Consider the following 23198-nt stretch of genomic DNA (forward strand, 5'->3'; position numbering starts at 1 on the left):
ACACCCTCCGACGTCGTGGTCGTACTCGGACTCGGACGCTTCGGCAAGTCGCTGGCCCTCGAACTGATGAACCAAGGCACTGAGGTACTCGGCCTCGACGCCAGCGAGTCGGTGGTGCAAAAGCTCGCACACCGCCTCACCCACGCCGCCGTGGTCGACACCACCGACGAGGAATCGTTACGGCAACTCTCCGTCGACGAATACGACCGCGCCGTCGTCGGGATCGGCTCCGACCTCGAAGCGAGCCTGCTCACCGCTTCCGCACTGATCAATCTGAACGTCCCCAACATCTGGGCCAAAGCGATCAGCCACTCCCACGCCAAGATCCTCACCCAGATCGGGGTCCACCATGTGGTGCGGCCCGAACACGACATGGGTAAAAGGGTCGCCCACGTTGTCCGTGGTCGCATGATCGACTACATCGAATTCGACGACGAGTTCGCGATGGTGAAAACCTCCCCGCCATCCTTCACTCTCGGCCGCCCGCTCGCCGAAACCACCATCCGTTCGAAGTTCGGTGTCACCGTGGTCGCAATCAAACGCCCCGGCGAAGGATTCACCTACGCCACCGCCGACACCATTCTCTCCCCCGGTGACACCATCATCGTCTCTGGAAAGGTCCGCGATGCCGAACGATTCGCGGAACAGACCTGAAATGCCTGTGAGCGACAGAGACCCAGACCCTCTCCGCCGGCGGCCACGGCGCCGAACGCCGCGACCAGTCCGTCTGGGGAACCTCAGCAAACGCCCCGATCACCTGCGTTGATGTCGACCCATTTCACGTTGATTCTCGGCTTGAGGATGATCCGCAGCGAGCCCTGGCCCGCCGCCGGTCGGTCCGTCCGCGCATGCTGATGTCATCGCCCTCGGCAGCAGTGAGACGTGGTCAGGTCGGGCGCTCCGACACCGCCGGTTCGGGATCGTGTCCGCTGATGCTCGGCGCCCACCCGGGCGGGCCGAAGATGTAGCCGACGCGGGCACGCCAGCTCGTCGTCGACTTCACATCGCGGGCGATCGAGGCATACTCGTGCGTCTCGAGCGTCCAGATGTTGTAGGTGTCCACCGGTTTGGTGAGTCCGTAGCGCGGGCGGCGTACCTCCGGCGTGAAGGACCCGAACATCCGGTCCCAGATGATGAAGACGCCGCCGTAGTTGCGGTCGAGGTACTCGGGATCCCGTCCGTGATGCACCCGGTGATGCGACGGGGTGTTGAACACGTACTCGAACGGCGCCCACATCCTGTCGATGTGCTCGGTGTGGATCCAGAACTGGTAGATGAGGTTCAGCGAGTACGCGAAGAACACCAGGGCCGGTGGCACGCCGAGCAGTGGGAGCGGCAGCCACATCACGATCGCCGCGCTGATGTTCCACTTCTGACGAAGCGCCGTCGCGAAGTTGAAGTACTCGCTGGAGTGATGGGCCTGATGGTGACGGGGCTCAAGAAACTTCCCCAGGTGTGCTCACTGAAATTCCCCACCCGTGGGCGGCTCCTACTGTAGCGTCCGTCGGGTTGGTGCGGTGGCGGTGCGCTGGTTTTGGGTGCGGGCGTGGTGGTCGCGTAGCCGGTAGGAATCGCCGTCGAGTTTGAGCACGACGGAGCGGTGTAGCAGTCGGTCGAGCATGGCGGCGGCGACGGTGGTGTCGCCGAGGACTTCACCCCATTCGGCGACTGACCGGTTGGTGGTGATCACGATGCTTGTCTTCAAATATCGTTGTGCCACAACTTGAAACAGCGCTGACGCGGCTTCGGCCGGTAGCGGCAGGTATCCGAGTTCGTCGATCACCAGCAGGGTGGGACCGGCGAAGAATCGCATGCAGGTGGCCCAGCGGCCCTCGATGGCGGCTTTGTGGCAGCGGGCGGCCAGATCCGCGGCGGTGGTCACATACGTGCGGTAGCCGGCGTGCACCGCGGCATGCGCCAGCCCGACGGCGAGGTGGGTTTTGCCGGTGCCGGGCGGTCCGATGAGCAGCACGTTGGTGGCCGATTCGAGGTAGGCGCAAGTGCCCAGTTCGCGGATCAATGCTCGGTCGACTCCGGGGGCGGCGTCGTAGTCAAACCCGTCCAGGGTGGCGGGGGTGGGCAGGCAGGCGAACCGCAGCCGCCCGGCCAGGCGGCGGGCCTCGGTGGCATCGACCTCGATGCCGAGGAGGTGCTCGAGGGTGTAGGTCATCGTCCACTCCTGCTCGGCGGCGGTCTGCAGCACCTGCGGTAGGGCTTGCGCGGCGGAGTCGAGTTTGAGTGCGGCGAGATGCCCACGTAGCTGCTGATACACCGAGACCGCCGATTGTGACTGCGGTGCATCACTGTTCGGATTGGAGGTGGTGGTGGTTTCGTCGGTCTTGTTGGTCATGGGAGTTGGGTCCTGTTCTGTGCGGCGCGTTCGTACACGCTCAGATCGATCACCGACGCCTCGGTCGGTGTGGCGGGGTGGGCGGTTGCGCGGCGCAGCGCTTCTGCAGCTTGTCGGGCGGTCTGGCCGGGTGGGATGCGTTCCTTGCGGCGATGCGGTCGGCGACTCGATGAGGCGCCGGCCTGGGCCAGGGTGTCCAAGGCGACGACATGGCCGTGGTCACGCACTTGGGCTCCCGAGCCGGCAGTGGCCAGGCGGTGGCGGGCGATCACGATGCCCGAGTCGGTGGCGATGTCGATATGCCCGTCACCGAGACGCTCACTGACGTGCACGTCGCTCATCGCCAACTCCGGGGGCACCGAGTACTGGTTGCCCTTCCATGCCACCAGCGCCTGGCGAGACACTTTCCGCACCTCGGTGACCGTCGTCGGGTACGGAGCTGCTGGCGGGGCGCTCAGGGGTTCGCGTTTGGCGATGGTGGCCACGTTCGAGCGCCCATCTTTGGTTCGGCGCACCCGAACATCCGAGCGGGTCCGGCAGAACGTGTCGCAACTGGTCTGGGCTTGCTCGACGGTCAGCTCGTCAGGAAGTGTGCGCCACCAGCGTTGCGCGGCAATGTGATTGGACTTCTCCACCACACCCTTGCGGTTCCCGCGCCGGGGTGGGCACACGGCCACCGAGACGCCGTAATGCTTGGCGACGCCGGCGAACTCGGCGGTCAACGCGCCGGTTGCCGGGTGACACACCGTGGCCATCCGGTCGAACCGCCACGACTTGGTGACCCCACCCAAGCGGCGGGTGATGCGGTCGATACCGGCGATCACCTGCGGGCGGGTCATATCCGGTGCCAGATAGCCACGCCACCGCCCCGAATGCGACAGTGACCCGACCAGCTGTCGACGGTCACGTAATTCCTCAGGGGTCTCCGTCAGGTAATTCCCCATGCTCGAGCGTGCTGGGGCCAGCGTAGCTGAGCAGGTCGGTCGGGGTCAGGTGGTCTTCTTGGCGGGCGGTCCGGGTCGTTTGCGGGGGCGGTAGGACGGGCCGTCCATAAGGATCTGGTGGCTGGTGTTGATGAGCCGATCGAGCAGTGATTCAGCGACCACCGGGTTGGGAAACAGGGGGTACCAGTCTTTGGGTGCGCGGTTGCTGGTCAGGATCAGCGGTTTGCCGGCGATTGCCCGGTCGGAGACCAGATCGTAGAGATCATCGGATCCGGTGGTGGTGTGCTCACGCATCGCGAAGTCGTCGATGATCAGCACCGCCGGGCGGGTGTACTCGCGCATGCGTTGGCCGATGGTGCGATCGGCGTGCCCGCCGGCGAGGTCGGCGAGCATCCGTGCGCATTTGACGAACCGTACGTCTGCGCTTCGTCGGGCGACGTGGTGGCCGAGTGCCTGTGCCACATGGGTTTTGCCGACCCCGACCGGCCCGTAGAGGATCACCGATTCACCGGCATCGAGCCAGCGCAGGGCGGCGAGGTCGCGGAGCATCGCGGCGGGCAGTTTCGGGTTCGCGGTGAAGTCGAAATCCTCGAAGGTCGCTTGCTGCTCGAATCGGGCTCGCCGCACGCGCCGGGCCAGGGCGGCGTGTTCGCGGCGGGAGATTTCGTCTTCGCAGAGCACCTGCAGAAACTCCAGGTGGCCGAGTTGCCCGTCGCGGGTTTGCGCCAGGCGAGCGTCGAGGGTGTCGAGCATGCCACCGAGCTTCAGGGTTTTCAGTGCGGCTCGCAGGCTGGGATCATGAAGGGTCATAGCAGTAGTTCCTTAGGTGAAGGATCGTGAAAGATGCTGTGTATCAGAGGCAATGCGGATGTGATCTATTGGCCGGAGGCTGTGTCGAAGGCTTGCGGGCCGCGGAGCAGAGCCGGGACCACGGCAGCGGCCGGCGCAGCTGCCCCTTCGTTTTCGGTGCCGGCGACCAAGATCCCTTTGATGGTGCGGTACTGCACATCACCGACCTGCCGAGCGCGCTGGCAGGCGGCGTTGATCCGTTCGTCCGGGTAATTCTTGCGCAAGCCGACGATGCCCTGGATAGCGCGCAACCGGTGCAGTGCGTTGACTTCAGAGAGCTCGGCAACGACGGCCGCTGCGGCGGGTCCGATCTCGTCGGCTTGGTGCCGGCACCAGGACACGGTCTGCAACGTGTGAGCGACCTTGTGCGGTGGGTAGTGCTCGAAGTTCGTCGATCGACCCGCCAGATGCACGACATGGGTGGCTGCGACCTCATCGCCATCGAAGATCTGGACGATGTCGCCGGACGTGCGGATCGTAACGCGTTGCCCGATCAGCCGCCACGGCACCGAGTACAAGGCCTTGCCGGCCTTAACATGACAGTCCGGGGCGACCTTCCCCACGTGGTAAACAACATGTTCAAAGGGTCTCGGGGGCAACGGTTTCAGAGACGATCGTTCGACCTCAGTGAACAGCTCAGATGGTGTCATCCCGTCGATACCGCGGTGCGCATGCTGGCCGTAGACCTCGGCGCACCAGCGGACTGCGGCCTCTTGCATCTGCGGCAGCGAACCGAAGGTGCGGCCTCTCCAGAACGAGTCGCGGATGTAGGGCATCGGGCGTTCGATCCGCGGTTTGTCCTTCGGTTTACGGGCCCGCGCCGGATCGATCAGCACGTCGTAGAACGCTGCGAACTCGGCGTAGGCGCGGTTGATTTTTGGGTCGTACAGATCAGGGCGATCTACGCCGGTCTTGAGGTTGTCACACACGATCCGGGCCGGGGTGCCACCGAAATAGTCGAACGCTGCCACATGCGAAGCGCACCATGAGGACTGATCCATTCTCAGGACCGGTTGGACGAACAGCAACCGTGAGCACGCCAGGATCATCGCGAACGCCCAGACCGTGACCCGCCGGTCGGTCACCGGATCGTGCCACATGCCGAGCCTGCCGTAATCGACCTGCGCTTCATCACCTGGCGGAACCACACCACGAGGCACCGTCGCTTTGTCCTCGGCGACCTGCTGCGCGAATGCTGCTGTCACATAACGTCGTACCGACGACTCTGACACCCCGACCCGGTGGTCATCGCGCAAGCGCTGTGCGATCGTGGCCACCGTGACCGACTCTTCCAACTGTTTCTTGATCCAGTCGTGATGGGCCGCGATCGCCGGGCGGGTCACCGCCCTCATCGATGGATCGACTACCTCGGGGAACCAGTCGGCGATCAGTTCCCGCCAGACCTGCTCATCGAACCGCTCACCGTTACCGGGGGTCATGCCAGCTGCGATCGCCGGCGCCAGATATTTGCGGATCGTTTTGCGGTCGATCCCCAGCGCTTGCGAGATCTGTACCTGGGACCGGCCGCTATGCCAATGCCGGAACAACTCCATCAAATCGGTCATCGTCCACGTTCTCCTTGCCACCACGGGCCCCTTCCAGGGCCGGGTAGGAGACCCCTGAAAGAAGCGAACCTGTCGCAGCGCTCGAACCCCGGTAGACACACCCCAGGGTGGGAATTACGTGACGGCCAGGTGAGGAATTACGTGACGGACAACCCCATCAACCTGGGGAATTACGTGACTGCTGACAACCAGCAGGAATGCGGTCGAACCCCAACCCCACTGCGCTGGAGGATTCGGCAACTCCACCCAATCCCATTGTGTCTCTTCACCCGGCGGGTGTTCGATGATCGCATTCGCCCGTTCGGTGACCTGCGCGCAGTCCGCACACTTCGGTCGCAGACCGCGAGTCCGGATCTGGCGGGTCAGGGTCTGATACGACTGGGTGTAGCCGAGGTCCTCGAGTTCATCGCACAACGTGCGTGACCACAGATGCGGGTCCTCGTCGAGTCGGGCCCGGACATAGTCGAGGTAGGGGTCGAACGGATCAACCGCCGGCCTCTTGCGCTGGCCCGGGGTGCGCTCACCGTTGAGGTAGGCCCGGATCGTCTTTCTATCGTGGCCGGTGTGGCGGGCGATCGCCGAGATCGTCCACCCCCGGTTGTGCAGTGCATGTACTTCCACATCGTTCTCCCGTGTCAACATGAAAGCGGGCCTCCCGAGGTTGCTGGTGAGTGGTCAGAGACCATCAGCATCACGGGAGGCCCGCCTACTCTGGCGGAGCCCACACGGGTGGGGAATTCAGATGAGCATCACTGGGGAATTTCGATGAGCGCCGTCAATGGGTGGCCCAGACGATGCGCACACGGTGCGACACGCGATGCACCCAGTAGTAGATGAAGTCCACACCCACGAAGGCGATGACCCACGAGTACCACTGGTTCATCGGTAGATGCCAGGGTGCGACATAGGTGAACAGGGCGGTGTAGGCGATCAGCCCGAGGAGTTTCCAGAAGGCGCTGGTCCCGATGGAGACGAGGCCCATGAGGACGCTCGCGCGCGCATCGCGTGTCTCGTATGCGCCCGGCCGAGGACCGCCCCCGTCGTCGTGGCCTGCATCGTGCTCGAGCTTGGCCGCGGCGAACCACTCGATCGCGAGCATCGTCACGAAGAACGGGATCGCGAGGACGGTCGGCTCGCGCATCGGTTCCGGCAAGAACTCCAACACCGTGTACTCCCTAGAACACCATCTGACACGTCAGCATGTCAGTTTGATTCTGACAAGGTATCGTGTCAGAAGCTGCGCTGTAAAGAGCCGATCCGCCATTCGCGGGTCACGACGAGAGGAACGACGGATCGTGTCCACGTCCGCCACCGCGGGGCCCTCCGCCGCACCCGTCGGGGGCCGACGCTATGGGGGAGCGGATCCGACCGAACGTCAGTCGCGCCGCCGCCACGCGTTGATCAGCGCCGGACTCGACGTCTTCGGCAGCGAGGGCTACGCCAAGGCCTCGGTCAAGAGTGTCTGCGACCAGGCCGGCCTGACCCAGCGCTACTTCTACGAGTCGTTCAGCGACCGTGCCGATCTGCTCGTCGCCGTCTACGACGACTGTGTCGACTTCGCGCGTACCGCGACTCTCGCCGCCGCGAGCCCGTTCCTGGAGACCGAAACCGACGACACCGAGGACCGGGGAGACCCGAAAGAGGTTGCCCCGGAGAGAATTTCCGGAGCAGGGATTGCCGGTGAACTCATCTCCGACGCCGCGCGTGCCACACTCCGGGCCTTCATGTCGGCACTGACCGACGACGAGCGGCGGGCCCGCGTCATGCTGGTCGAGGTCGTCGGCGTCTCGCCGGAGATCGAGCGCGTGCGGATGAGTGCGATCCACGGCTGGGCAGAGCTGATCCTGATGCTGGCGAGGGGGAGTCGTCCGCCCACCGCCCGCCAGCGGCTGGCCTCGGTCGGACTCGTCGGCGCGGTCACCCAGTTGATGGTCGATTGGTACGTTGCGGGACAGTCGGATTCCGACATTCCCCGCGAACCCCTCGAAGACGTCCTCGACGTGTGCGTCGAACTCTTCGTCGCCGCGCACGATCGTCTGCTGAACTGACGTCACGATTCTCGTACTCTGCCAAAACGCCTCCATAAGACGTGCTCGGGGAGTAGATTTCGGACCATTCTGCTTCAAGCCGCGGGTCCGCTACTCCCGGGAGGCGACGGATGAGTACAGCAGAGGAGCGCGCAAGACAGCTGGATCTTGTTGCGCGCCTTAAATCTTCCTATCCGGAACTCCCGGACGCACCGACTCCCGATCTCCTCGATCACGCGCGCATCACCGCCTACCTGAAGCCGGTTCACGATGTCGGCGGAGAGCCCGATGCGCCGATCTTCTACGAGGGAAAGGCATATGAGCTGTGGGAGCACATGACCTATGTCATGTGTGAAGTGCTGGCGTGGCGCGGGATCTGGCTGTCGGAGGAGCGTCGGCGCATCGGCAACGTCGACGTCGGTCGTGCGGAATACCTCGGACTCCCGTACTACGGCCGCTGGCTCCTGGCGGTGGCGAGGGTCCTGGTCGAGAAACATCACATCGCGCTGGGTGAGCTCTCCGAACGCATGCTCGAGGTGCAGGAACGATATGCCGGAGGACTGGCCGGCAAGACCCTCGAGGCGCAACCCCGTGGTGCCGGCGACGGATCCGACGTCCCCCGCAACACCCACCACCGCCACGCGGTCGGCGTCGGCGATCCGCAGATCTACGCCGGAAAGGCCGGCGAGGCACGGTTCACCCTCGGGAGTCGTGTCCTCGTGCGTGAACTACCGGTCGTCTTCTACACGCGCACACCGGAATACGTTCGGGGTGCCACCGGCGAGATCGCTGCCGTCGCCTACGAGAGCCCCGCACCCGAGGACGAGACGTGGGGTCTGTCCGACGCGCAACCCGAGTGGTTCTACGTCGTGGAGTTCCGGATGAGCGAACTCTGGCACGGATACACCGGCCCCGACGACGACACTCTGCGAACCGAGATCCCGGAGAGGTGGCTGGCGCCGGCCGGTCGAGAGGAGAGTCAGGAACCATGAGCGACGCCCCCGGTGCGCACGGCCACGATCACGATCACGACCACGACCACGCGCGCACGGTCGCGCCGATGGTCGAGGAGGTCACCGATTTCGAGGTCCTCGAGATCGCTCTGCGCGAATTGTGCATCGAGAAGGGACTTTTCACCGCGGAGGAACACCGAAGGTTCACCGAGTTCGCCGAGCAGATAGGCCCGACGCCGGCGGCGACCCTGGTCGCCCGGGCGTGGGTGGAACCGGATTTCCGAGAGTTGGCCCTCGCCGAACCCATGACCGCGAGCAAGGAGGTCGGCGTCGACTGGCTGGAACCCACCGGTTTCGGAACGCCCAGTGATTTCACCGCGTTCTCGATTCTCGCCGACACCCCGACGCTTCATCACGTGATCGTGTGTGCGTTGTGTTCGTGTTATCCGCGACCGATTCTCGGCAATTCACCCGAGTGGTATCGCACACCGAACTACCGGCGTCGGATGGTTCGGTGGCCGCGACAGGTGTTGTCGGAGTTCGGTCTCCAACTGCCGGACGACGTGTCGGTGCGGGTCCAGGATTCCAACCAGAAGCACCGGTTCATGGTGATGCCGCAACGTCCGGCCGGAACCGAGGACTGGACCCGAGAGCAGCTGGCCGAGATCATCACGCGGGACTGTCTGATAGGGGTCGCGCTGCCGAAGCCGGGAGTCACCACCAACGCGGTCACCACGGTGCGGCCCGCCGTTCACCCGGCAGGAGAGTGACGATGTCGACGCGGACCGAAGCCGGAGATGTCCACCCGTCCCTCGCCGAGGTCGTCGAACGCGACCAGGTGTGGCCCCGAATGGCCGCCAGGTACGGGGTCGCCAATCTCGTTCCACCGTGGAAGACCAGCCTCGACGGTCTCTGCGATGCGCTCGACCGCGCCGCCGACAACGGCTGCGCGGCACCCGGGGTCGTGGAGCGCCGGGACGAGGAGGACCGGTTGGCGGCGACCACCTATGCCGACCTTCCCTATCCGGAGAATCAACTCGTCGCCCTCGCCCACACACTGCTCGACCGCGGGGTGATCGACGAACGCGAACTCGCCGAACGGATGGCCGCGGTCCGGGCGCGACTGGAGGCGTGAGGACGCGGACAAACCGGGTGTCCACAATGGGATCATCCCTGTAGACAACCGCCTCACCACTGCGTCGTGTGTTGACTTCTCCATTACTCTCAGCGCATGGCCGGGGGGAAAGACGCAGTTGACCTGCGTACCGATGAGCAGTTGTTGCGGGCTCACGTCGCCGGCGACCCGGGTGCGTTCTCCGATCTCGTCAACCGCCACCTCGACTATCTGTGGTCGGTCGCCCTCCGAACCAGCCAGAGCCCCGAGGACGCCGCCGACGGGTTGCAGGATGCGCTGCTGGCCGCTCATCGGACCGCGGCGGATTTCCGCTCCGACGCGAAGGTGACCAGTTGGCTGCACCGGATCGTCGTCAACGCGTGTCTGGATCGGATTCGTCGCAACAACTCCCGCAAGACCGTCCCGTTGCCCGAATGGGACGTGATGTCGATCGCGGACACGAGTGACGACATCTCCGCGGTGGACCTGTCGGTTTCCATCGGCCGGGCGCTGCACACCCTGCCCGAAGGCCAACGACAGGCCATCGTCGCCGTCGACCTCGAGGGTTATTCGATCGCCGAAGCCGCATCACTGCTCGGTGTCGCCGAGGGGACGATCAAGAGCCGGTGCGCGCGAGGGCGCCTCAAACTCGCCCAGGTCCTCGGCCATCTTCGGACTGCCGATGACGCGTGATCCCATGCCTGCCAAACTCTTCCCTTCTGTCCCTGTCGGAGTGGAACCGGAACGGCGCGTCGCGCGTCCAAGTACTCGACGACCACCGACGACGACCATCGAAATGCCACCACCGAGAGACCGACGCCCGACCTCCGGAATGGAAGACTGACACCATGACCCCGCGGGGACCAGACGACACCGAGTCCGGCGATCTGCCCGATCCGCCGTACTCGGCAGACACGCTGGCCGAGTTCCATGCCGGCGTGCTGTCCGAGCGCGCCACCGCCCACATTCGTGCGAAGATCGCGGATGACCCTGCGGCACAGGAGATCCTGGCTGCTCTGGACCGGACGGCGAGTCAACTCCGCGCGTCGACGCCGGCCCCGCATCCGGTTCCGGATCGGGTTCGCGCCGATGTCCAGGCCACGCTCGCCGCCCTCGCCGGATCGTCCTCGGCCACATCCCCCTCGGTCACGGACGTCCCGTCCACCTCTGCACCCTCCACATCCGCAGGCACGGCGACGGCACCCGCCGATCCGAATGCGCCGGTGGATCTCGCCGCACGACGCGAGCGGTCACGCCGCACGAGGATGGTCGTGCCGCTCGTGCTGGCGGCGGCCGCAGTCGTGGTGGTCGCATTCGGCTCGATCGGTGTGCTGCGTCTGATGTCCTCGTCCTCGTCCTCGGACGACACTCCACGGCCGACGCAGGCCCAGCCTGCGTCCACCCAGACTCTGGACCCGACCGGGTCCGCGTCGGCGCTCTCGGTCCTCGGCCGCACCGACGGCGCGCCGTTCGAATCGGTCGCGGCACTCCGCCGGTGCACCGCGGCCCACCTCGTCCCCGCGACCGCGGTCGTCGTCGGCTCGGGGCGGATCATCTTCCACGGTGCCCCCGCTGCCGCCATCCTGCTGTCCACCGGAATCGCCGGCCGCTTCGACGCCCTCATCGTCGGTTTCGAGTGCGACACCGGCAATCCCGCTTTCCTGGCCCGGGGGACGATCGGCGGCTGACAATCACAGCCGTAGCCGAGACCTGCGTCACCACGCCGGGAGCGTGGACTTGACCGGGAACATCTGCGCTTACCCTTGTGTTGAAGCAGCCGTGATCCCGACGAGACACATCCGGGATCTCGTATACCCCACCAGCACGGAGGACGGATGAGCCAGCCAGAGACCCAGCAGATCCACGACGTGATCGTCATCGGATCTGGTCCTGCCGGGTACACCGCGGCGATCTACGCCGCGCGCGCCGAGCTAGCACCGATCGTCTTCGAGGGAACCCAGTTCGGTGGCGCGCTCATGACCACCACCGAGGTCGAGAACTTCCCCGGTTTCCAGACCGGTATCCAGGGTCCGGCCCTGATGGACGAGATGCGCGAGCAGGCGATCCGATTCGGCGCTGACCTGCGCATGGAAGACGTCGACACGGTCCGCCTCGAGGGCGACATCAAGGAGGTCGAGGTCGGCGGAGAGGTGTTCCGCGCACGCGCGGTCATCCTCGCGATGGGTGCCGCCGCACGGTACCTGGGTGTCGAGGGTGAGCAGCAGCTTCTCGGCCGCGGTGTCTCGGCATGTGCGACCTGCGACGGATTCTTCTTCAAGGACCAGGACATCGCCGTCATCGGCGGTGGTGACTCCGCGATGGAGGAGGCCACCTTCCTCACCAAGTTCGCGCGCACCGTCACCCTGGTCCATCGCCGCGAGGAGTTCCGCGCGTCGAAGATCATGCTCGACCGGGCACGCAACAACGACAAGATCCGCTTCGTCACCAACGCCGCTGTGCGTTCGGTCCTCGGCGAGGGTTCGGTCAGCGGTCTCGAGCTCGAGGACACCCGCACCGGCGAGGTGAGCACGCTCGACGTGACGGGCATGTTCGTCGCGATCGGCCACGATCCGCGCAGCCAGCTGGTTCGCGGACAGGTCGATCTCGACGACGAGGGCTATGTCCTCGTCCAGGGACGCACCACCTACACCTCGCTGCCCGGTGTCTTCGCCGCCGGCGACCTGGTCGACCACACCTACCGTCAGGCCATCACGGCAGCCGGTAGCGGTTGTTCGGCGGCCATCGACGCCGAGCGCTGGCTCGCCGAGCAGGGCGAGGCGCCACAGCACACCGTCGACGCCGAGTCCGTCGCCGACGTCGAGCCTGTTCAGGCACCTGCCTGAACTGCACTTTCCACTCCGAACTTCATTCTTGAGTCCATCTGAGGAGGACACCACCATGGGTGCAAACACGGTCGTCGTCAACGACACCACCTTCAAGGACGCCGTTCTCGGCGCCGACAAGCCGGTCCTGGTCGACTTCTGGGCCACCTGGTGCGGCCCGTGCCGCATGGTTGCCCCGGTCCTCGAGGAGATCGCCCGCGACCACGGCGACAAGCTCACCATCGCCAAGCTGGATGTCGACGAGAGCCCGGCCACCGCGCGTGACTTCCAGATCATGTCGATTCCGACCATGATCCTCTTCGACAAAGGTCAGCCGGTGAAGACGATCGTCGGCGCCAAGGGCAAGGCCGCACTGCTTCGCGAGCTCGACTCGGTGATCGGCCAGTCTGCCTGACCTGCTGTTCCTTCTGATCCGCGGCGAGAGTCCGACGGGTGAACGACGTTGGTGTCGGCCCGCGGGCTCTCGTCGTTGGTAGTCTCGGCCCGGGTCCCCGACCATGCGGGACACGAGCCGACCACGACGCGGCTGGACCTGTTCCAGTTTGGTGTAGTGAACTTCAGCTGAGAGAATGCAGGCTGATGCTGACCGGTACCGCCGTAGTGCGGTCCGCCAGATTTCGCCGGCAGGGCGTCACCCTGCCGCGATTCGTACGAGGGGTGACGACATGCCATTGTTCCGACTTGGGGATCACGGCTCGGCGGTGGCCGAGATCCGCGCCATCCTGGTCGGGCTCGGTCTGTTGCCCGAGGGTGGGGACGCCGTTTTCGACGAAGCGTGTGACCGGGCAATTCGGGCGTTTCAGCAGCAACGAGGTCTGATCGTCGACGGCATCGTCGGTCCCGCGACCTACCGCGTCCTGCGGGAGGCCTCGTACCGTCTCGGTGCCCGCGTCCTCTCGTATCAACTCTCGGCGCCGATGGTCGGCGACGACGTTGCCACCCTCCAGCACCGTCTCCAGAACCTCGGCTACTACACATCCCTCGTCGACGGCATCTTCGGGCTCAACACCCACAACGCAGTGTGTCTGTACCAGAGTGAATACGGACTGGCCTCGGACGGAATCTGTGGTCCGGCGACGCTGCGCTCCCTCGAGCGGCTCGGCACGCGCGTCACCGGTGGCTCGCCGTACGCGATCCGCCAGGAGGAGCAGGTTCGGCGCTCCGGTCCGCAGCTGTCGGGCAAGCGGATCCTCATCGATCCGGGCTCCGGGGGGTTGCATCCCCTCTCGACCGGCGACCTCGCCGAACGCGAATCCGATCTCCTCTGGGATCTGGGTGCACGTCTCGAGGGGCGGATGGCCGCCGCCGGGATGCAAACCTTCCTGTCCCATGACGGTCGTGGCCGTCCCGGTGACAACGAACGCGCCCGGGTAGCCAACCTGATGGATGCCGACCTGATGATCTCGCTGCGCTGCGGCCACTACCGCAACGTGCAGGCCAACGGTGTCGCGTCGTTCTACTTCGGCAACAACCAGAACTCCTGCTCGACGATCGGGCGCAATCTCGCAGGCTTCATCCAGCGCGAAATCGCCGCCCGCACACCGCTTGCCGATTGTCGGACGCATGAGCGCACGTGGGATGTCCTGCGACTCACCAGGATGCCGGTGGCACTCATCGACGTCGGATATATCACCAACCCGCACGACGCTGCGGTGCTTGCCAATTCGGATTGGCGCAACGTCATCGCCGACGCCATCCTGGTCGCGGTGAAGCGGTTGTACCTGCTCGACCAGGACGATCGGCCTACGGGCACTTACACTTTTGCGGAACTCCTGGCCGCGGAGAACGCTTCGCGCTGACCCGCGCTGTACCCGACCCCACCGGGACGGCCGTTCGCTGCCGTCCGGCGAGATCGATCTCCGCCATCACCACGAGCTTCTCGAGCGCGCTTTCCACCTCGAACTTCCAGCCGAGTCCTTCATCGAGTTCGAGACGGAACCGCGGAAACCGCTGATGGGATGAAACGACGTCGAATCCGGAGTTCTTGAGGAACGACGCATCGATCATGCAGGCTGTGCACAAATCGGCCTGCGGATCCTCGAGGATCTCTCGCGCGACTTCGATGATCGCCTCGTCCGTCCAGAAGTCGAGGTCGGGGAGGGCGCCTCCAGTGGAAGCCGGTCCCGACTCCGTCGATCCGGACGTCGCCGAACCCGTCGGAGAACCGAACTCGGCCGCGCCGGCACCGTTACGCACGAGCCCGAATGACTCCACCGCGCGGACACCGCGGCGGATCAGATCGCCGAGAACCGCGTCGAGAAGAATCGTGGCGACCTCGTCGTGTCCCGGCTCCGTGCGAATACTGGTGAGCAGGACCGCGTCGTGACTGACCGGGGAAGTGGGGAAGTGCTGCGAACGGGGCACCCTGTTCGGCGGGGCGTAGAACGCCGTGCCGATGACGTTGTTGGTCGTCGATTCGATGGCAACCTGTCCGCACGCGCCCCATTCGAGCAGTAGCCCCGAGATCCAGGCCTCCTTGTCGAATTCGCTCTCATACGATTCGCCGTTGGCGGTCGGCTCGACTTCCCAGAAGACACATCGCCGGGTGTGCTGGGGCAGCGACTCGAAGGATCCGAGTTCCAGCCGCACGATCGACACGCTCATGTCACCGAACTCCGGTCCGACGACATGGATCGACGAAAACCATTGAGCTGCAGCCCATCTCACTAACCGGGCGGTCGTCTGACCGATCAATCGTCACTGTGACATTACTTCCGCATCCGCTGGTACCGGGAAGTTCGCGGTGAAATTCACTTCTTTGGATCAATGAAGTCGACGATGCGTTCCAAGTCATCAACTGATCCGAATTCCACGACGATCTTCCCTTTCCGCTTTCCTAGACTGACTGTAACCCTGGTGTCCAGACTGTCGGACAGTCTCTCGGCAAGGTCCTGGAGTCCTGGCATCTGCATCGGCTTACGCTTCGGCGCGACCGGAGCCTTCGAATCGGGTCCGTCCCCACGATTGGCGAGTGTGACGGCTTCCTCCGTCGCGCGAACCGACAGTCCCTCGGCGACGATGCGCGCGGCCAGCGCCTCCTGAGCGTCGCTCCCGGTCTCGAGGGAGAGGAGGGCACGGGCGTGCCCGGCCGACAGAACGCCTGCCGCTACACGACGCTGGACGGGAATGGGTAGCTTCAGCAGCCGGATCATGTTGCTGATGAGCGGACGTGATCGGCCGAGTTTGGCCGCCAACTGCTCGTGGGTCACACCGAATTCTTCGAGGAGTTGTTGGTAGGCGGCCGCCTCTTCCAACGGGTTCAGCTGCGCCCGGTGGATGTTTTCGAGCAACGCGTCGCGCAGCATATCGCCGTCGGCCGTCTCGCGGACGATGGCCGGAATGGCCTCGAGGCCGACTTCCTGGCTGGCCCGCCACCGACGCTCACCCATGACGATTTGAAAGGCGACACCGTCAGCGGTCGGCTCTTTCAGGCGCCGTACGACGATGGGCTGCATCAGTCCGAACTCGCGGATCGAGTGCACGAGCTCGGACATCTGCTCGTCGTCGAAGACCGTACGCGGCTGGTTCGGGTTCGGTTGGATCTGCTTGGGCGGGATCTCGCGGTAGACAGCGCCGGCCTCTTCGCGACTCAGCACGTCGATGGTCGGGGCACTCGCCGGGGTGGCCTGACCGTCGACCGCAGACGTGGGACCCTTACCGATCACGACGTCGGCGGCCGCGTTTCCCAGTCGGGGAGTGTTCGTCTGGTCGTCGGTGGGGCCGGTGGGAATGAGCGCAGCCAGTCCGCGACCCAATCCGCCTCGACGCTGAGCGGTGTCCCGTTGACTCATGCCTCTACCTCCACTCGGAACTGGAACCCTGCTGTCGTCATGCCTGAGCGCTTTCCGCTGCACCGCGGAGAGCCAGCTCCCGCGCGGCATCCATATAGCTCATCGCGCCGCGTGAACCGGGGTCGTACTCGATGATCGTCATTCCGTAGCCGGGTGCCTCGGACACCTTGACGCTGCGGGGGATGATCGTGCTCAGCACCTTGTCCCCGAAGTGGCGTCGGACCTCCTCTGCGACCTGATCGGCGAGCTTGGTTCGTCCGTCGTACATCGTGAGAACGATCGTCGACACATGCAGCCCGCGATTGAGATGGGCCTGAACCAGCTCGATGTTACGAAGGAGCTGCCCGACACCCTCGAGAGCGTAGTACTCGCACTGGATGGGGATGAGCACCTCTCGCGCAGCAACCATTGCGTTGACGGTGAGCAGACCGAGCGACGGCGGGCAATCGATGAAGACATAGTCGATCTGATACTCGGCCAGCACCTCGTCGTTGAGCGCGTTGCGCAATCTGTTCTCGCGAGCGACCAGCGAGACGAGTTCGATCTCGGCGCCGGCCAGATCGAGTGTCGCCGGTACGCAGAAGAGGCCCTGCTGGCTCGGCGACTCCTGGATCGCTTCTTGGAGCGTCACTTCACCGAGGAGGAGCTCGTAGACGGAAGCGATGTCCTGGGCGCGGTGATCGATGCCGAGGGCCGTGCTCGCGTTGCCCTGGGGGTCGAGGTCGACCACCAAGACACGGAGCCCGCGCAGCGCCAAACCGGCGGCGAGGTTGACTGCGGTGGTGGTCTTGCCGACACCGCCCTTCTGGTTCGCGACCGTCATGATCCGGGTGTGCTGCGGGCGGGGGAGTTGGCCGGCACCGCCGGGGGTCAGAACCTGACTCGCACGCTCAGCAGCCATCGCGATCGGGGTGTCGGCGTATGGTTGGCCCGCGACGTGCGGGGCTCCAGCGGGTGGCGTTTCACGTGAAACGTTCGGGTCTTGATCGACCACGCGGGCACTCCTTTGACCTACCTGGTAGGCGTTCGAGTCGTCGGCGCCGGCAGACGTAGCCCCGGCTCCGACAGATGCAGAATCGTCAACGGCAGCACGCTCAGACGTGCTGCCAGAACGCTTTCTATTCTGCGCCTTGCGCGGACTCCATACCAATTCAGAACTCCCTCTATGTGACACCGTCGGCACAATCAGCCGACCCGGCGTGATCGATGAATCCGATACTCAACGACGCCGCGGCTTCTTCACCCCGGAGCGCTCCGTTTTGGTTCCCACGACGACGGTGGTCGGAGTCTCCAGGACCTCGCCGCACGTGACGACGCGGAGGTCGCTGATTCCCGAACGGCCGACGAGAGCACGGTCTCGTTCGATCTCTTCGGCCGCCGAGGAGCCCTTGATCGCAATCATTCGGCCGCCTGCGCGAACCAGGGGAGCGGACCACTTCGACAGACGCTCGAGCGGTGCGACGGCACGGGACGTCACCACATCCGCCAGCCCGACCTCCGCCCGAACCGACCTCTCCTCGGCACGTCCTCGGACAACTCTCACGTTCTCGAGACCAAGTGTCTCAACGGCTCGTTCGAGGAAGGTGCTCCGACGAAGCAACGGTTCGATCAGGGTGATCGACACGTCCGGTCGCGCGATGGCGAGCGGCAGACCGGGGAGACCCGCACCGCTTCCGATGTCGAAGACTTTCTCATCCTCGTCGATTAGCTCCTCGATGACCGCACAATTCAGGATGTGCCGATCCCACAGCCGAGGAACTTCCCGCGGACCCATCAGGCCGTGATCGATTCCGTCGGTGGCCAGGATTCGCCAGTAACCTTCCGCCAGTTCCTTGCGCTCACCGAAGACCACATCAGCCGTGTCCGGTGGGATCTGTAGTGCATCAAGGTCGGGATGGTCATCGGGTTGAGCGTCTGACGACACTGAGCCTCCGTTTCTAGTTGGTCCTATGACAGTGTTTCACGTGGAACCTGACGCGACTGAGGGTCGGTGCACATGCCGCCGATCGGCGTGTGTTTCACGTGAAACACATCGATGTCATTCATGCGTGCGCTCTCTCAGCAGACAGCCGTGCCGAACCTGCCGCGCCTCCGGCCCCACGACAACCAGTGGCCCAAGCCAGTTCATGTCGGGCGGAACTCGCACGCCGCGCACCCGGCGCTGGAGACAGCACCGTCGGGAACCGTTCTGCAGTCACCAGCCACGCAACCTGACTCGTTGCCCGTCGCCGAACGGACACCGGCAACCGACGACGCCCGACAACGCTCTACCGTCTAGCGAAGCCCGGCGGACGCGGCAACGGGTGGCCTTCCGGACCAACTTGTCGGTGACACGGCAGGACACATCGGAGGGGGAGCGGCCCCGGGATGGGACCCGGTGAAGAGAGTGACCAGCGGACCCGACAGTGAACCGCGGCGGTAGTTACATCGCCGGGATGGCCGCGAGATCTGATCCGGATCGTCCGTACTCCTCCTCCCGATGCGGGAGCTCGACGCCGCTGGGGCCGACGACAAAGACGCATCGTCCTCCAGCGAGGGGAGTGGGTCGGGACGTTTCGCGGCGACCAGGCCGGGACTGGCTCGGGACGCTACACAAGAGCTCGACCGATTTTGCCGATGCACACCAGGCACGACGCGACGCTCTAGCTCAATACAGGACATCAGCTCAGTACAGGGCAGCAGAGCTGATGCATCCGATGAGCGAACTCTGGAATGCGTGAGCGCAGTTTCACGTGAAACCGCAGCCGGCTTCGCCGCCTCGACGACCGGACGACCCTGACGCATCAGCACACAGGGGCTAGGCGCGCCGCTGAAATCACGCGCCTGGCCGACGCTGACAGAACCGTGAGTGCCCAGCGTCCGACGACGATATGTGACATCACCTCAGCGACACCGCGCCGGTAGTCGGGCACCACTCCGGGCACCACCGATCCACCGGCGGGCCCGATACCGGAGGGGCGTTGTGTATCAACGAGCCCGCTGAAACAAAACGACACGTGACGTAATGTTCTGCATACTGAGGCTGTCGAAAACTCGTGCTCAAAGTCGCACCTCGAACGATTTCAGGCCGCATGTTTCACGTGAAACAACACCGGTGTAATTCCGTTGCGATCGCGGACGGCCCGGGGGAGAGGACTACCTCGAAGACGACTCAGGCCCCGACCGACGGTCGGGGCCTGAGTCAACTCGTGGTCCGGGAGTCCTACTCGGGGAGAACCACCACGCGGCGCTTGGGCTCGGCACCCTCGCTCTCGCTGACGACGCCGTCGACAGCGGCGACCGCGTCGTGGACGATCTTCCGCTCGAACGGGGTCATCGGATCCAGCGCCTCGCGCTCGCCCGACTTGAGCACACGCTCGGCAACCTCACGGCCAAGACGTGCCAGGCGGTCACGGCGATCCGCACGCCACCGAGCGATGTCGAGCATCAGCCGACTGCGCTCTCCGGTCGCCTGCTGGACCGCGAGACGGGTCAGCTCCTGGAGTGCATCGAGAACTTCACCCTTGCGTCCGACGAGCTTGGTCAGGTCGTCCCCGCCGTCGATGCTCACGACGGCACGGTCGCCGTCGACATCCAGATCGATGTCGCCGTCGAAGTCGAGGACGTCGAGCAGTTGCTCGAGGTAGTCGCCCGCGATCTCGCCCTCCTCGACGAGTCGATCCTCGTCATCCTCGTCATCCTCGTCATCGTCCTGGTCGTCGTCGAAGTCCTCAGCGGACTCCTCGGTGACGTCGGTGTCGGCAGCATTCTCCGCACCGGTCGAATCAGTGGTGTCGGCCTGGGCTTCGGTCGAGACCTTGGCGTCATCCTGCGCCTCGGTCTCCGAACCGGTTTGAGTTGCAGTCTCTGCTGTCATCTCATTCACCTAACTCTGTGCTTCGTCGAACAAGTCCTGTGCGGTCATCGTTTGCCGCCGCGCTTTCCACCGCGCTTGGCGGTGGACTTCCCACCCCGGTTGGGGGGTTGCTTCTTTGAGGCCGGGCCCGCGCCGGCGCCTGAGCGCGTCGGCTTCTGTCCCGGCTTCGGCTTGGCGCCCGGGCCGGCGTCGGCCGTGGAGGATCCGTCGGGGGAGGAGTCGGAAGTCGAATCCGCGTTGTCGGTCGAATCCGCCTTGATCATCGACACACCCGTCGACTCTGAGGCGGTCGACGCGTCGGCAGCTGTGTTGCGCTTCTTCGGACGGTCCGGACGTGCGCCCGGTTTGGGAGCGTTCGCCTTCAGCTTCTCCTGCTTGAGACGCCTGGCCTCTTCCTCTTCCTTGGCGATCTTGCCGAACACCAGGTGCTGCTGCCCGTAGGTCCAGATGTTGTTGCTCATCCAGTACAGGAGGATCGCGACGGGGAAGAACGGACCGGTGATCAGGATGCCGATGGGGAAGACGTACAACGCGAGGTTGTTCATCATCCGGGTCTGCGGATTCTCGAGGGCCGCCTCGGGCTGACGTGCGACCGATGCGCGCGAGTTCATGTGCGTGGCGATCGACGCGATGATCATCATCGGGACGATGACGTAGGCGATCTGCACACGGGTGAAGTCGATGGGGTCGCCGGGGTTGACGAAGGCCTGGAACTCGGTGACCGGCTCCGTCAGGTAGGACGACAGCGGCACGCCGAACAGTCGGGCGTCGAGGAAGTTCTGCACCTGTTCGGCGCTGAAGACGTAGTTGCCGGTGGCGCGGGTCTCGGCGGCACTCATGTGGAGCTGTCCCATGCCGGTGCCCATGCGGTTGAACGAACGGAGCACGTGGAACAGACCGATGAACACCGGGATCTGCAGCAGCATCGGCAGGCAGCCGAGCATGGGGTTGAAGCCGTGCTCCTTCTGGAGCTTCTGCATCTCCTCGGTCATCTTGACCCGATCCTTGGAGTACTTCTTTCGGATCGCCTGGAGCTGCGGGTTGATCTCCTGCATCTTCTTCGTGGTGCGGATCTGCTTCACGAAGGGCTTGTAGAGAATCGCGCGCAGGGTGAACACGAGGAACACCACGGACAGTGCCCAGGCGATGCCGTCGCCACCGGGACTGTCGGGCGTGACATAGCTGAAGAGCCAGTGCCACACCCACATGATCCCGGACACCGGGTAGTAGATGAAGTCGAGCACGGGTCAGATACCCCTTACTTGTTGTTCTCTAGGTGGAATCGTTCCGCCGGGACGGTGGCTGATGGGTCCGGCTCCGGCCACTGTGGGCCGACTGCTGCCCGCCGGAGAGTTCACGGACCCGGCCGCAAAGGTCACTCCACAGTTCACGGGGACCTTTGTCCGGAACCGGGTCGTATCCGGGCCTGTGCCACGGCCCGCACTTGAGCAGCCGGATCGTTGCCAGCGCCGAGCCGTACAGAAAACCGTGACGTTCGAGCGCTTCCACTGCATAACCCGAGCAGGTCGGCTCGAACCGGCACGTCGGTAAGCGAAGAGGCGAAACCCACGTCCGGTAGAGCTCGATGAGAAAGATGACCGTGCGGCGCGGGAGCAGGTGGGCTCCTCGGCGCATCCGGGCCAGAACGGTGAGCTGATCGTCCGCCGGCGCGGGCGAGTCGGTCCGAGTGATCGGCGTCGACGATGACGGGGTGGGGGAGTGGTCCCGGGTGGGGGAGGGGACCAATCCGCGGTCATCCAGCTCGGCGTCGCTCATCGTCCGACACCGGCCCCGGTGGGTACCGCCACGGAGTGCGCCATATCGGCGACCCGGCGGCTGGTGAAGGCTGACCGCAGTTGGTCGGCCAGTTCTTCACCGGTCCTGTCCGCGGCGCCGCGTCGGGCGCGGATCACCACGTAGGTCTCCACGGTCGGGCAGAGGTGCCTCGTCGCCGCGAACGCAGCCCGTAGGCGTCGGGCGACGGCGTGACGGACCACGGCGTTGCCCACCGATTTGCTCACGACAAGGCCGAGCCAGGGTCCACCTGTCATGGCGACATCGCGTCGCAGCCCGGTGGGATCCGGCCACTGTGAGCTGACCGGTGCCAGGTGTACGACGAAGTCACGAGCATTCACCCGCGCACCGGACTTGAGGGTGCGTGAGAAGTCGGATCCACGAGAGATCCGATGAGAAGACGCAGTCATCGATCAGCTGACCGGACCGCGAGGATCCGGTGAGTAGCCGACGATCAGGCGGTGAGCTTCGCGCGGCCCTTGGTACGACGGCTGCTGACGATCGCACGGCCGGCGCGGGTCCGCATACGCAGACGGAAGCCGTGCACGCGCGAACGACGACGATTGTTCGGCTGGAAAGTACGCTTGCCCTTGGCCACGGTGACTCCTTGTGCTCCCTGTGAGCACGCCGGTTACCCGCACGTGACCCACATGTTGTCGTTGGTCGTTGATCCAGAACGGTGCCGAACTCGTGTCGGTGATGAACTCGGCGAACTTGACAAAACGCCGCGCAAATCCGCTACCTGGATGACCAGTCGAGACTACTGATAGCGCGCGCTCAAATCAAACGCGGTCGTCGGGCCGGCTGAACAGTGTCCCACCAGGTGTGTTCTGAAGCACTTGAGTCACGAAAATCAGTCCGAACGAGTCAATTGTCCCGATCGCTTTGTACCCCGCCGAGACCTCTGTTACGTTCTGTCACAGCGTCGGCCGCGAACCCCTGCCGGACACCAGGATGTGTCCCTGGGAAACCGAGGTTACCGACCAAAGTCCCAAGTTCGTCATCACCGTTGTACACAGGTGTGGATAACTCTGTGGAGAGATGCGGTTGATGACGTGGGTGCCCCGGCCCTCGTCAACGCTGGTAGTTTTCCGGGTCAGGAGGCCAGCCCC

At 64.8% G+C, this 23198-nt stretch carries 23 protein-coding genes and 3 pseudogenes; 10 read left to right on the forward strand and 16 right to left on the reverse strand.

Features of this window, described 5'->3' with window-relative positions; genetic code table 11:
• Window positions 1-15 precede the first annotated feature (15 nt).
• Window positions 16-654 (forward strand): potassium channel family protein, encoded by a 639-nt coding sequence (locus GAA2_RS22825; RefSeq protein WP_191834620.1) that lies wholly within the window; start codon window positions 16-18, stop codon window positions 652-654.
• A gap of 232 nt (window positions 655-886) precedes the next feature.
• On the opposite strand, the gene GAA2_RS22830 is transcribed toward GAA2_RS22825, so the two are convergent.
• The 7 genes and pseudogenes from GAA2_RS22830 to GAA2_RS22860 form a co-directional block, all read right to left on the reverse strand.
• Complete coding sequence (locus GAA2_RS22830) at window positions 887-1453, reverse strand: sterol desaturase family protein (RefSeq protein ID WP_262411037.1); 567 nt, start codon at window positions 1451-1453, stop codon at window positions 887-889.
• A gap of 36 nt (window positions 1454-1489) precedes the next feature.
• On the reverse strand, window positions 1490-2350 hold the full coding sequence (istB, locus tag GAA2_RS22835; RefSeq protein ID WP_024498619.1) for an IS21-like element helper ATPase IstB: 861 nt from the start codon (window positions 2348-2350) through the stop codon (window positions 1490-1492).
• Window positions 2347-3243, reverse strand: a pseudogene (locus tag GAA2_RS22840) (Mu transposase domain-containing protein); the annotation flags it as partial. The pseudogene GAA2_RS22840 and the gene istB (GAA2_RS22835), both read right to left, overlap by 4 nt.
• Before the next feature lie 96 nt (window positions 3244-3339).
• A complete protein-coding gene (gene istB / locus GAA2_RS22845) occupies window positions 3340-4104 on the reverse strand; it encodes an IS21-like element helper ATPase IstB (protein WP_191834621.1) in 765 nt (254 codons plus the stop codon).
• 65 nt (window positions 4105-4169) lie between these two features.
• Window positions 4170-5708, reverse strand: coding sequence for an IS21 family transposase (gene istA / locus GAA2_RS22850; protein WP_191834622.1), 1539 nt, complete (start codon window positions 5706-5708; stop codon window positions 4170-4172).
• A gap of 180 nt (window positions 5709-5888) precedes the next feature.
• Window positions 5889-6350 (reverse strand): annotated as a pseudogene (locus GAA2_RS22855) (IS21 family transposase); the annotation flags it as partial.
• 136 nt (window positions 6351-6486) lie between these two features.
• Window positions 6487-6873: pseudogene (locus tag GAA2_RS22860) on the reverse strand (sterol desaturase family protein); the annotation flags it as partial.
• 130 nt (window positions 6874-7003) lie between these two features.
• Between GAA2_RS22860 and GAA2_RS22865 the strand changes: the two are divergent.
• The 9 genes from GAA2_RS22865 to GAA2_RS22905 all read left to right on the forward strand — a co-directional run bounded on the left by GAA2_RS22865 (window position 7004) and on the right by GAA2_RS22905 (window position 14444).
• Window positions 7004-7756, forward strand: a complete 753-nt coding sequence (locus GAA2_RS22865; RefSeq protein WP_006437525.1) for a TetR/AcrR family transcriptional regulator — start codon at window positions 7004-7006, stop codon at window positions 7754-7756.
• 110 nt (window positions 7757-7866) lie between these two features.
• The gene (locus GAA2_RS22870; protein ID WP_191834623.1) at window positions 7867-8727 is read left to right on the forward strand and encodes an SH3-like domain-containing protein; all 861 of its coding nucleotides are present in this window, start codon (window positions 7867-7869) and stop codon (window positions 8725-8727) included.
• Window positions 8724-9458 (forward strand): thiocyanate hydrolase subunit gamma, encoded by a 735-nt coding sequence (gene scnC, locus GAA2_RS22875; RefSeq protein WP_006437523.1) that lies wholly within the window; start codon window positions 8724-8726, stop codon window positions 9456-9458. The genes GAA2_RS22870 and scnC overlap by 4 nt, the downstream gene beginning before the upstream one ends.
• A 2-nt stretch (window positions 9459-9460) precedes the next feature.
• Window positions 9461-9823 carry an SH3-like domain-containing protein gene (locus GAA2_RS22880; protein WP_006437522.1) on the forward strand — a complete coding sequence of 121 codons (363 nt, stop codon included), beginning with the start codon at window positions 9461-9463 and terminating at the stop codon, window positions 9821-9823.
• A gap of 96 nt (window positions 9824-9919) precedes the next feature.
• Window positions 9920-10495, forward strand: coding sequence for an RNA polymerase sigma factor SigM (sigM, locus tag GAA2_RS22885; RefSeq protein WP_006437521.1), 576 nt, complete (start codon window positions 9920-9922; stop codon window positions 10493-10495).
• A 155-nt stretch (window positions 10496-10650) separates the two neighbouring features.
• On the forward strand, window positions 10651-11490 hold the full coding sequence (locus GAA2_RS22890; RefSeq protein ID WP_096274870.1) for an anti-sigma factor family protein: 840 nt from the start codon (window positions 10651-10653) through the stop codon (window positions 11488-11490).
• Between the two features lie 147 nt (window positions 11491-11637).
• Window positions 11638-12645 carry a thioredoxin-disulfide reductase gene (trxB, locus tag GAA2_RS22895; RefSeq protein ID WP_006437519.1) on the forward strand — a complete coding sequence of 336 codons (1008 nt, stop codon included), beginning with the start codon at window positions 11638-11640 and terminating at the stop codon, window positions 12643-12645.
• A gap of 55 nt (window positions 12646-12700) precedes the next feature.
• Window positions 12701-13039, forward strand: coding sequence for a thioredoxin (gene trxA, locus GAA2_RS22900; protein WP_006437518.1), 339 nt, complete (start codon window positions 12701-12703; stop codon window positions 13037-13039).
• Between the two features lie 271 nt (window positions 13040-13310).
• On the forward strand, window positions 13311-14444 hold the full coding sequence (locus tag GAA2_RS22905) for an N-acetylmuramoyl-L-alanine amidase (protein ID WP_006437517.1): 1134 nt from the start codon (window positions 13311-13313) through the stop codon (window positions 14442-14444).
• On the opposite strand, the gene GAA2_RS22910 is transcribed toward GAA2_RS22905, so the two are convergent.
• The 9 genes from GAA2_RS22910 to rpmH form a co-directional block, all read right to left on the reverse strand.
• Window positions 14389-15249 (reverse strand): hypothetical protein, encoded by an 861-nt coding sequence (locus GAA2_RS22910; protein WP_096274871.1) that lies wholly within the window; start codon window positions 15247-15249, stop codon window positions 14389-14391. The genes GAA2_RS22905 and GAA2_RS22910 overlap by 56 nt on opposite strands.
• 146 nt (window positions 15250-15395) lie before the next feature.
• The gene (locus tag GAA2_RS22915; protein WP_096274872.1) at window positions 15396-16436 is read right to left on the reverse strand and encodes a ParB/RepB/Spo0J family partition protein; all 1041 of its coding nucleotides are present in this window, start codon (window positions 16434-16436) and stop codon (window positions 15396-15398) included.
• A 37-nt stretch (window positions 16437-16473) separates the two neighbouring features.
• Window positions 16474-17430 carry a ParA family protein gene (locus GAA2_RS22920; protein WP_006437514.1) on the reverse strand — a complete coding sequence of 319 codons (957 nt, stop codon included), beginning with the start codon at window positions 17428-17430 and terminating at the stop codon, window positions 16474-16476.
• 225 nt (window positions 17431-17655) lie between these two features.
• Complete coding sequence (gene rsmG / locus GAA2_RS22925; RefSeq protein ID WP_024497935.1) at window positions 17656-18360, reverse strand: 16S rRNA (guanine(527)-N(7))-methyltransferase RsmG; 705 nt, start codon at window positions 18358-18360, stop codon at window positions 17656-17658.
• 1278 nt (window positions 18361-19638) lie between these two features.
• Entirely contained in the window at window positions 19639-20292 is a 654-nt protein-coding gene (locus GAA2_RS22930) for a protein jag (RefSeq protein WP_024497934.1), read from the reverse strand.
• Window positions 20293-20336: 44 nt separating this feature from the next.
• Window positions 20337-21536, reverse strand: coding sequence for a membrane protein insertase YidC (yidC, locus tag GAA2_RS22935; RefSeq protein WP_024497933.1), 1200 nt, complete (start codon window positions 21534-21536; stop codon window positions 20337-20339).
• Between the two features lie 28 nt (window positions 21537-21564).
• On the reverse strand, window positions 21565-22068 hold the full coding sequence (gene yidD, locus GAA2_RS22940; protein ID WP_152528503.1) for a membrane protein insertion efficiency factor YidD: 504 nt from the start codon (window positions 22066-22068) through the stop codon (window positions 21565-21567).
• Window positions 22065-22496 (reverse strand): ribonuclease P protein component, encoded by a 432-nt coding sequence (gene rnpA, locus GAA2_RS22945; RefSeq protein WP_024497932.1) that lies wholly within the window; start codon window positions 22494-22496, stop codon window positions 22065-22067. Before rnpA ends, yidD begins: the two co-directional genes overlap by 4 nt.
• A 44-nt stretch (window positions 22497-22540) precedes the next feature.
• Window positions 22541-22684, reverse strand: a complete 144-nt coding sequence (gene rpmH / locus GAA2_RS22950) for a 50S ribosomal protein L34 (RefSeq protein ID WP_006437507.1) — start codon at window positions 22682-22684, stop codon at window positions 22541-22543.
• Window positions 22685-23198: the final 514 nt, after the last annotated feature.

The organism is Gordonia ajococcus (genome assembly GCF_012974285.1).
In the GTDB taxonomy this organism is placed as follows: domain Bacteria; phylum Actinomycetota; class Actinomycetes; order Mycobacteriales; family Mycobacteriaceae; genus Gordonia; species Gordonia amicalis.